This window comes from Streptomyces sp. NPDC001156 (genome assembly GCF_053598275.1).
Genome location: NZ_JBSFJX010000279.1, coordinates 1 through 8846, shown reverse-complemented (window position 1 = coordinate 8846; position 8846 = coordinate 1). Strand labels below are relative to the sequence as shown.

Annotated in this window: 12 protein-coding genes; 3 read left to right on the top strand and 9 right to left on the bottom strand. The window is 70.1% G+C overall.

Going from position 1 to position 8846, the window contains the following annotated elements; translation table 11 throughout:
* The 9 genes from ACWDA7_RS47240 to ACWDA7_RS47200 form a co-directional block, all read right to left on the bottom strand.
* The coding region (locus tag ACWDA7_RS47240; protein ID WP_450613674.1) for an IS200/IS605 family accessory protein TnpB-related protein at window positions 1–1238 on the bottom strand (1238 nt) is incomplete at its 3' end.
* Window positions 1228–1665 (bottom strand): hypothetical protein, encoded by a 438-nt coding sequence (locus tag ACWDA7_RS47235; RefSeq protein ID WP_450613672.1) that lies wholly within the window; start codon window positions 1663–1665, stop codon window positions 1228–1230. The genes ACWDA7_RS47240 and ACWDA7_RS47235, both read right to left, overlap by 11 nt.
* Window positions 1666–1988: 323 nt before the next feature.
* Entirely contained in the window at window positions 1989–2138 is a 150-nt protein-coding gene (locus ACWDA7_RS47230) for a DUF6444 domain-containing protein (RefSeq protein WP_450613670.1), read from the bottom strand.
* Between the two features lie 321 nt (window positions 2139–2459).
* On the bottom strand, window positions 2460–4052 hold the full coding sequence (locus ACWDA7_RS47225) for an amino acid permease (protein ID WP_450613668.1): 1593 nt from the start codon (window positions 4050–4052) through the stop codon (window positions 2460–2462).
* Window positions 4053–4112: 60 nt separating this feature from the next.
* Window positions 4113–5150: an isopenicillin N synthase family dioxygenase gene (locus tag ACWDA7_RS47220; RefSeq protein ID WP_450613666.1), complete on the bottom strand. Its 1038-nt coding sequence runs from the start codon at window positions 5148–5150 to the stop codon at window positions 4113–4115.
* Entirely contained in the window at window positions 5147–5959 is an 813-nt protein-coding gene (locus ACWDA7_RS47215; RefSeq protein WP_450613664.1) for a hypothetical protein, read from the bottom strand. The genes ACWDA7_RS47220 and ACWDA7_RS47215 overlap by 4 nt, the downstream gene beginning before the upstream one ends.
* Window positions 5960–6509: 550 nt before the next feature.
* Window positions 6510–6743 carry a DUF6415 family natural product biosynthesis protein gene (locus tag ACWDA7_RS47210; protein ID WP_450613663.1) on the bottom strand — a complete coding sequence of 78 codons (234 nt, stop codon included), beginning with the start codon at window positions 6741–6743 and terminating at the stop codon, window positions 6510–6512.
* A gap of 397 nt (window positions 6744–7140) precedes the next feature.
* Complete coding sequence (locus ACWDA7_RS47205; RefSeq protein WP_450613661.1) at window positions 7141–7578, bottom strand: ATP-binding protein; 438 nt, start codon at window positions 7576–7578, stop codon at window positions 7141–7143.
* The gene (locus ACWDA7_RS47200; protein WP_450613659.1) at window positions 7575–7760 is read right to left on the bottom strand and encodes a hypothetical protein; all 186 of its coding nucleotides are present in this window, start codon (window positions 7758–7760) and stop codon (window positions 7575–7577) included. The genes ACWDA7_RS47205 and ACWDA7_RS47200 overlap by 4 nt, the downstream gene beginning before the upstream one ends.
* A 42-nt stretch (window positions 7761–7802) precedes the next feature.
* On the opposite strand from ACWDA7_RS47200, the gene ACWDA7_RS47195 reads away from it, so the two are divergent.
* The 3 genes from ACWDA7_RS47195 (at window position 7803) to ACWDA7_RS47185 (ending at window position 8700) form a co-directional block, all read left to right on the top strand.
* A complete protein-coding gene (locus ACWDA7_RS47195; protein ID WP_450613657.1) occupies window positions 7803–8003 on the top strand; it encodes a hypothetical protein in 201 nt (66 codons plus the stop codon).
* A 181-nt stretch (window positions 8004–8184) separates the two neighbouring features.
* Entirely contained in the window at window positions 8185–8340 is a 156-nt protein-coding gene (locus ACWDA7_RS47190) for a hypothetical protein (RefSeq protein ID WP_450613655.1), read from the top strand.
* 54 nt (window positions 8341–8394) lie between these two features.
* Window positions 8395–8700, top strand: coding sequence for a hypothetical protein (locus tag ACWDA7_RS47185; protein ID WP_450613653.1), 306 nt, complete (start codon window positions 8395–8397; stop codon window positions 8698–8700).
* Window positions 8701–8846: the final 146 nt, after the last annotated feature.

Below are 8846 nucleotides of genomic sequence, written 5' to 3'. Positions count from 1 at the left end.
GCCGCCATGCTGACGAGCCGGGCCCGCAGTTTGGACACGGGCATGCCGGAGATCAACCGCCGAAACCGCTTCCGGCGCCCGTGCTTCTCCCGGGTTTTCTCCGCGGCGAAGTCGAGGTCTTCGATCGCGATCGACACCTCGTGGCGTTGGGCCCAGTGCAGGAGCCGGATCAGTGCATGCCGTACCTGGGCATCCCGATGGTTCGCGGTGCCGGACAGGTCGTAGAAGAAGCGGCGCGGTTCGCCGACCGGATTGCCGTGGGCGTCCAGCCGCCAGGCGGCCAGATGGTCGGCGTTGGTGTCGACACTGATCAGGCCGCCGGTGCGGGCGTGGGACAGGGGGACGGTCTTGATGGGTGGGATGGTCCAGGATGCGGTGAGGTACCAGCGGGAGCGGTCTGTGTCGTAGTGGATGCGGTAGGCCACGGCCCGGTTCGTGGTGATGCGGTCGGCCCACTCGTCGCTGCGGTGGTGGAAGACCGCGGTTGCGGCCAGGACGTACCGGCCGTGCCGGGCGTTCGCCAGGTGGGCGAGCGGGGCAGGCAGTTTCAGGGAGACTTCGCCGTCCGGGGTGACGCGGATCGTCTCGTTCCCGAACCGCTTGCCCGACTCGCCGTCCGCCTGCAGGAACCAGCGCGATGCCTCCCAACGCCGGCGCCATGCGTGCCTGGTGAGCTGCGCCGCCTCGAGGTGGTGTCGGGTGTGGAGCAGGCGTTTGCCGCCCCGCACCACCCGCACCCGCCCCACCTCGTGATCGGCCCGCTCCCGCTCCCACCGGTCCTTCAGCAGACGCAGCCGCCGGGACTTTTGGAACCACTCCTGGCGGGTGCGGTATCCGCCCGGAGCCCGCTTCGTGCCCCTCTCGCCCACCGGCAGCGACAGGCGGTGGGCGATCGTCTTGATGCCGGCCTCAAGGCCGCGGATGTGCGCGAGCTGGGCGCGCCGGGACAGCGCCCACTGGTCGTGGGTGGCCTTGGTGATGCTCCCGGCCCATCGCGAGGATGACGTGTCGGTCAGGGCCCGCTTGCGCCTGGCCCATGTATCCGCGGAGTGCTCCAGGCCCTCGGCGCACCGGCGTTTGAGATCCTTCGAGGCCAGCGACCCCAGATGCGCGCCGACCAGACGTAACACCTGCTCGTCGTCCGGCGTGAGGCCCTTGAGGCGGGTGCGGATCGCCACACCGGACGGGCCGACGGCCACGAAGGGGGCAGCGATCGTACGCAACGACTCACCACGCATCGATCTGCCCCCTCCCCAACACGTGATCAGCAACAGGAAGAACGCTACCGGCCGGCACTGACAGTGCCCGCCACGCGTCGTGCGCGCGCTGCACCACCACGAACAGGTACATGCTCGTGCACACGCACACACACTCCTGCACATCCGAAACCGAACAGCTCCCAACCCCGACGGCGGCCAGCCGGGGCCCGTACTGCACCGGGGCGGCGACCCGGGCCGGAGCAGCGGCCCGGGCCTTCTTCCCGCGGGCGCACCGCACCGAGAGCAGCTGGTGCCCGGCGACCTGGAGCCGTATCTGTTCGGGCAGGTCGAAGACCTGGCGACGCTCCACCCCGACCACGGGCGCGGCCGAGAGGTCGGCCCCGCAGTCGGTGCACGGGCCGGGTCGGTGGGTGAAGGTCTCATCCGGGGTTTCGACCTGGCGCAACGTGGCACCCGGCTGCCCCTTGGGACGGCCCGGCCCCCGCCCGGACTTCCCACGCAGGGACTTCGGGGCGGGTTTGGCCAGGCCGTCCGAAGACGGAGGCTCACCAGTTGGATTAGCGAAGCGTAGTGAACCTATGGCAGAGTGCTACGCGCACGCCCGGCGCCCAGGCGACGTCGGGCACCCTCCTCGGTCGGGTCTTGCGGCCCGGTCGACCAGCGTCCGGAGGGACGTGCCACGCGGGCTGGCGGCTCCTGTCGTTCAGTACCAGGGCACGAAGGCGATTGGCTCCCAAGGCTGAGCAACGCTCAGCCTCGCTAAGCCAATCAGAGACGCTTCGAGAAGTTCGTGGAGTTCTGGCCCAGCTGGGCTTCCAGGTCCGCGATCCGGGCCCGCGCCTGGGCCAGCTCACTGCGCAACTGAACTACCAGCACCGCGAGTTCCTCGTAGCTGGGAATCGGCGCGGCCTGGGACACGAGACCCAATGATCACGAAACTGCGCCCAGATCAACTCGACCGCGGGTGACCAGCTATCCAGTCACGCTGGGCGATCGCAGTCGGCTGACCACCCCGAAGGGCCATAGCCACACCAGCGACCCGCCCGAGGCCGCACAACACCCCTGGGCGACCCTCATGACGGCCACGGGCCGCCCGATCACCAGCCGACAACACGATCCAGACGCCTTCGATGGCGGACCGGCACGCTCAGGAAGACCCGCTTAACACCAGTCACCTAGTGCGCTCACATCAGGCGGACGGACGCGTGCAACTCGCGGTGCGGGGGTGACGGCTGCTGCTCAGGACCGTGCGGCCGCGGGCTCCAGCTCGATACGGGCCGCTTCGTCGAGTCCCCTCACGGTCCGGGCGCCCCCTCGGTACAGGTACACCGCGCCCGCCACGACCGTGGCACCGACGAACAGGATCGTGAACCACTGGAAGTACCAGTGGCCGCCTGCAGGGTCGTACACCGCGGCGCGCGGCCACGCCAGATTGACCGTCATGAACAGCCCGTACGCCAGCGCGAGCACGTTGACGGGCAGACCCCAGCGGCCGAGCGAGAACAGCGGCCTGCCGAGTTCGTCCCGCTCCCCGTCGGCCGACGGGGCCCACTGGCCCTTCAGCCGCCGTACCAGCATCGGCCCGGTGACCATGGCGTAGGCCAGGTACAGCATCACGATGCAGGTCGTGCCGATGGCCAGGAAGGCGTCGGGGGAGACGAGGTTGAGCAGCAGCAGAAGGCCGGCCAGGAGGCCGACGACGACCGCCGGGGCGTTCGGCATCCCGGTGCGCGGCGAGACCTTCGCCAGCCGCTCGGCGCAGGGCAGCCTGCCGTCACGCGCCATGGAGAAGATCATGCGGGAGGCCGAGGTCTGCACAGCGAGGGTGGCCACGCTGATCGCGACGGCCACGTCCGCGAGCAGCAGCCGGCCCACGCCATCGCCGAGGTCGCTGGTCAGGACGTAGCTGAGACCGTTCGTGGCGAGGTTGCTGTCGGTCAGGCTCGGCGCGGCCAGCAGCCCGCCGAGAACCAGCAGTCCGCCGAGCAGTCCGCCAGCGAGCAGCGCGGCGAGGATCGTACGCGGTGCAGTGCGCCGCGGATTGCGGGTCTCCTCGCTCATCTCGCCCGCGCTGTCGAAGCCGACCATGACGTACGCGGCGGTGACGGAACCGACCAGCAGCATGCTGATCAGGGGGCCGCCGGAGGCTCCGCCGGTGTGGAAGGTGATGCCGGGGTCCCGCTTGGAGTGCGTGAACAGCAGCAGGACGATCAAGGCGGCGCCGATGATCTCGCAGGTGACGCCGATGCTGTTGACGGCCGAGAGGACGCGGTTGTTGATGACGTTGATGAGGGTGGTCAGGGCCAGCAGGATCACGCCCAGGACCGCCGCGTTGGCTCCCCCGGTGGCAGAGAGCGGCGCCGGGTCGCCGCCGATGACCTGGAAGCCGGACCAGATAGGCGGCAGCACCATCTGCAGGGCCAGTGCCGCCGCCGCGACGACCACGATCTGCCCGATCACCATGATCCAGCCCGCGAACCAGCCGAAGACCGGAGTGCTCAGCCGGGTCGACCACTGGTAGATGGCCCCGGAAATCGGGTAGCCGGCGGCCAACTCGGCGAAGCACAGGGCCACCAGGAACTGCCCGCCCAGCACCACGGGCCAGGTCCAGAAGAAGACCGGGCCGCCGAGGGAGTATCCGACGGCGAAGAACTGGAAGACGGTCGTCAGGATCGACAGGAAGGAGAAGCCGGCTGCGAACGAGGCGTAACGGCCCATGGTCCGGTGGAGTTCCTGGCGATAGCCGAAGGTCTCCAGCGAGCCGTCGGCCGCCGTGTTCACGGGGGCGGACGGGGGGTCGGGGCGTACGTCGCTGGGAGCGGTGGCGGACATGGCAGTACCTGCTTTCGTCTGGGAGCTTTCGACGGTGAAGAGGGCGGGGCTGAGCGGCGGTCAGTCGGAGGGGGAGGACTGCCGCGCCTCCTGGCCGAAGGAGGACAGGGCGAGCGCGCTGCCCGGCAGGGAGATCTCGCCGTCGGCGACGCGCTGCCGGAGGTAGCGGAAGGTCTGGGCGGTCTGCGCGAACAGGTGCTCGCCGGCTACGAGTTCGCTGACTCCGGGGACCTCAGGGAAGCCGGGCAGCGGCGCGACCCGGGTGGCGTAGTCAACGGAGAAGAAGAGCGGGAAGGCGTACCGCTCCTCGCTGACCTTGCGCACCCGGTGGGTCGTGGCGGCGAATTCGCCGCCCGTCCACAGTTCGAGCATGTCGCCGATGTTGATGACGAAGGCGTCGCCCAGCGGCGGTGCGTCGATCCAGGTACCCGCGCCGTTCATGACCTCCAGCCCTGCAGCGGTGGGCCGCAGCAGGGTGAAGCACTCGTAGTCGGTGTGCGCGCCGATGCCCGGCCGGTCCTGGGTCGAACGGTCGTACGGATAGTGGATGAGCCGCAGTTGGCTTGGGGGCTTGGTGAGGTACCGGTCGAAGGCGTCCGGGGCGAGGCCGAGAGCGACCGAAAAGCCCTGGAAGAGGGTCCGCCCGAGGTCGAAGACCGCGTCGTACCAGCGGGTGACCGCTTCCTTGAAGCCGGGCAGATCGGGCCACTGGTTCGGGCCGAGGAGCGGGTTCCCGGCCAGGTAGTCCGGGTCGTCGGCGGGCAGGTCGATGGAGAGGTCGAAGGCTTCCTTGTGATCGGGAGAGCCGCCCGCGAAGACCTCCTCGCCCTTGGGCACATAACCGCGATGGTTGCGGGAGGCGCCGATCCAGCAGCGCATCTTGTCCTCGTAGGGCAGGGCGAAGAACTCCTTCGTCGTGCGCAGCAGGTCGTCGAAGAGGCCGTCCGGGATGCCATGGCCCGTGACGTACATGAACCCCACCTCGCGGGCCGCGCGACCGAGTGCATGCGCGACGCGTCGTCGCGCCTGGAGCGAGCCGTGCGACAGGGGCGAGACGTCCACGACGGGGATGCGGGTGAAGGCGGAGGGCGCGGTCAACTGTGGCCTCCTTTCGAGGCATGGGCGGTGAGGGCGAAGACCGCGCCTTCGCCTGCGGTGACGGCGAAGACCCGGGTGCGGGGGGTCCCGCCGGGTCCGGTGTCCGCGATGGAAAGGCGCTCACCGGGGAGCAGGCGCGGAGCGAGCTCAGCACCGACGCGGTGGGGGAGTGTGGAGCACCGCACGGTCCAGCGGCCTGTGGCGATCCGTCCGAGGGAGACCTCCAGGTCGACCAGCAGGCGAGCCTGGGAGAGGTCCGCCGCACCGCGCACAAGGTCGGCGAGCGGGGCGCCGACGGGGACGGGTACGGCGCGGTCGCGCACGTAGCAGAACCAACTTCCGGTGCGCACGAGTAGGCCCGCACGGCCGTCTTCCGGGTCGGTGAGATCGAGGGCGGCATGCGGTGGGCCCGACTCGGGCGCGGGGTGCCAGTGCTCCACGTACGGCGTGTGAAGCCCTTCCTCGATGAGGGCGGGACCCTGCCGGTGCAGTCGCCCGGAGTCGGGGAGCGCGACCGGGGCGAAGTCGAAGGAGCGGTCCCAGTGGTACGCGTCGTCGAGGCGGCGCAGCCGGCCGGCGAAGGCTTCCTGGGCGGTCAGGTCGAGCAGTTGGGAGGCGCTGAGGTCGGCCAGACCCGTGATGCCGTGCGGCTGGGGGCGGTCGGCCGGCTGCCGAAGGTCGGCGTAGCGGGTGGGACCCTGCACCCAGGTGACCGAAGTGGTGGTGTCACGGCCGCCGCCGGCGTCGACGAGCAGCGAGCGGAACCACACGCCGCGGAGGTCAGCGAGGGCGGGAGCGGCGTCGGACATGCGGTCTCCGGCGGCTGGATTTCTATCGGGAGACAGAAATTAAGCGCCGGCTGTTTCCGTCCTATAACGCCGCGGTATCCGGCGAGATCCGAAATCCTCACCCTTTTCGGGCCGCGCATGCCGCGCAGCGATAGCAGCAGGTCGGGGCGCTCGCCCTCGCGGCTGGTGCTATAGGGCACGAGCCGGCTCGCGGCCGGGTCTGCTGCGCTGGCCGTGCTGGCGGTCATTGGATGGTTCCCATCGCGGTGAGTGTTGAACGGTGTCGTGAGGCGGCCGCCCCAGGCTCGACCCGTTCAGGGGGCGGCAGCCTGGCGGGCGTGCGTGGCCCCGCCCCCCGGCGAGACCCTCTCGGCGGGATGGCCAACGTGGCTGTGCTCCAGCCTTCGGTGAGGCGGGCGCTGGTGCGGCCCTGACCCGAAGCGGCCACCATGGGCCCCGGCCCGTATTCACCGGGCGCGGTGGGTTGTCATCACCCGCGGCGCACGGTATGGGCGCACCGCGTGTGGATGTGGCCTGCGCAGGCGGCTCCGCCGGAGGGACTGACCTGCCCCTACGAAACCGAGTCCTCGCGATCTCTGATCGGCCTGTCGCAGGCCAGACACATCTCCACGCCGGTCAGCGCCTCGTAGTGGTCGCACAAGGCCGTAAGGGAGCGCGCCAGCCTCCGGGCGTACGCCACGGCCCGGTCCGGCCCGTCACCAACCGTGGCCCGCAGCTTGACGCGGGACTCGCCGATGCAGGCGAGTGCGCAGTGCCGGGGCACGTCATCCTCCGGCAGCCTCACGAACGGGCGACACCACATCATCAGGAACGGGACTTAACGACCTCTGAACAGACGAACTTGACAGGGAACACCGCCGGCCGGCGCATCTGGTACCTGGTCGACGTCGAGCGCCGCACGGTGTGGATCGACCAGGCATCCACTGCCCACCCCAAGACCACCGACCGATTGGCCCGTGTGTTCCGTAAGACTGGACGCGGGAGCCCTGGCGGCTGCGCGGGCGGGGGTGCATCCGCCAGGGCTCCGGCATCGTCCAGGCCCAAAGCACGGGGAATGGCGCTGGACGACGCTCCCAAGGGAGGTCAGGAGAGGGGCTATGCGACCGCGATCAGTAGCGCGGAGACGAGCGATCCGGCGATGACCGCCAGGGTCACGGTCTCGGCGACCAGCGCGCGTGACTTCACGGAGTCACCTGCAGCTCAGCCCACACGCGCTTGCCCCACGGATGCACGCCAGTGCCCATGAAGTCGTAGCCCCATCGGGCGGCGAGCGCGTCCACGAGGAGCAGCCCCCGGCCTTGCAGGACGTCCGCGGCGGGCATGCGCAGCTTTGGCAGCCGGCGGGGCTCCCGGTCGACCACGGCCACGTACACCCGATCGTCCGCCGGGCGATTTACGGTCATACGGATCGTGGGGCCGCGCGCGTGCCGGACCGCGTTCGCGACGAGTTCGGACATCACCAGCGCCGCTGTCTCCGCATCGTCGACCAGACTCCAGGCAGCCAGCGCCACCCGCGCCAGCTTCCGGCCCTCCTCCGCTGTCTGCGGAGCGCGGTCCCCTGTCTGGGTGTAGCCGGGATACCCGGTGCTGCGGGGCTGTGCTGTGGTCCTACGGGTCATGAGAGGACCTCAGTGATGTAGCCGCCGGTCAGGGGGCCGGGGTGCTGGTAGAGAGCAAGGAGGGCCCGGCACTGCGTGGCCAGGTTCCAGATGTCCATGGGCGAGATGCCGATCCCGGCCTCCAGCAGGTGGCGGGTGCGGGTCATGACGTGCACCGCGGTGCGCTGCTGCTCGCCCTGCATGCGGGGCGCGTACGCCGCGACTTCGGTAAAGAGGAGCCGGACGTGCCCATGAAGGAGTTCGCCGAGCGTGCGCGCTCTTCTTTCGGCACGGGCGCCGGCGCCCCGAGGGCCGCCTCGTACGTCTCCCGGATCGTGTCCGCGTCGACCACCTCCAGGGGTCCGGGTTTCCCCGGTCCGCTGGGCATCGCGGTCGCACGCGGCACGGCCAAGCCACTACTTGCGGTCGTCACGGTGGCCTCCTGATCGCTCGTCACGTCACGATCCACGCAACCAGCCGAGCGGCGGTTAGTGCGACGCCAGCGCGATGCAAGAGCGATGTAAGTCGGGCCGAAGCCGCCCCTGTGGAGTGAACTCCAAGACAGGGGAAGAAGACAGACAGGCGGTACCGTTGCCGCACCCTGTTGGATGCCGCCCCGGAGCCGGTATGGCCGACCGCCGCAAGACCCCTAACGCCCAACTGCGCGCGCTGCGCGAAGACCAGTTACAGATGTCCCGCCATGAGTTCGCGCGGCGTGTCGTGGCGGCCGGGGAGGAGATGGGCGAGGCGGTCGCGTGCACCGCGCGTCTGGTGGCCGCGTGAGAAGACGGGGAAGTCCAGCTGCCCCGCGCCGTGTACCGTCGCATTCTCACCAGAATGACCGGCCGGACCATGGCCGAACTGGGCTTCCGGACCACCACCCTGGCCGCGGCGAACGGACCCGGCTGGCGGGAGGGGGAACCGGTGGACCGCCGAGCCTTCCTGACCGACGGAGCAGGCGCCGCCGTGACCCTGTTCCCCCTGCTGTCCGGAGCGGACGACCAGCCCCCAGGCCGGATCGGTACCCGCAACGTCCGTGCCGTCCACCAGGCCGTCAGCACGATCTACGCCCACGACCACGATCACGGGTCAGCCGCGTTGCGCCAAAAGGCGTCCCAGGCTCTGCACCAGGCGTACGGCTGAATGCAGGACGGGCGGCTCACTGACCGCACGGAGCGCCAACTGCGCTCAGCAACCGGCCACCTGAGCATCGCCGCCGGCTGGCTTTCATACGACTCCGGCAGGCCCGCCGACGCACGCTCCCTGTATGGCGAGGCCCTGGCCGCCGC

Bases quoted from the DNA above. Each gene is read 5' to 3' on its own strand.
- ACWDA7_RS47185 (WP_450613653.1), top strand. From the start codon at position 8,395: ATGACCGGCCGGACCATGGCCGAACTGGGCTTCCGGACCACCACCCTG.
- ACWDA7_RS47225 (WP_450613668.1), bottom strand. From the start codon at position 4,052: ATGTCCGCCACCGCTCCCAGCGACGTACGCCCCGACCCCCCGTCCGCC.
- ACWDA7_RS47200 (WP_450613659.1), bottom strand. From the start codon at position 7,760: ATGCAGGGCGAGCAGCAGCGCACCGCGGTGCACGTCATGACCCGCACC.
- ACWDA7_RS47190 (WP_450613655.1), top strand. From the start codon at position 8,185: ATGGCCGACCGCCGCAAGACCCCTAACGCCCAACTGCGCGCGCTGCGC.
- ACWDA7_RS47205 (WP_450613661.1), bottom strand. From the start codon at position 7,578: ATGACCCGTAGGACCACAGCACAGCCCCGCAGCACCGGGTATCCCGGC.
- ACWDA7_RS47215 (WP_450613664.1), bottom strand. From the start codon at position 5,959: ATGTCCGACGCCGCTCCCGCCCTCGCTGACCTCCGCGGCGTGTGGTTC.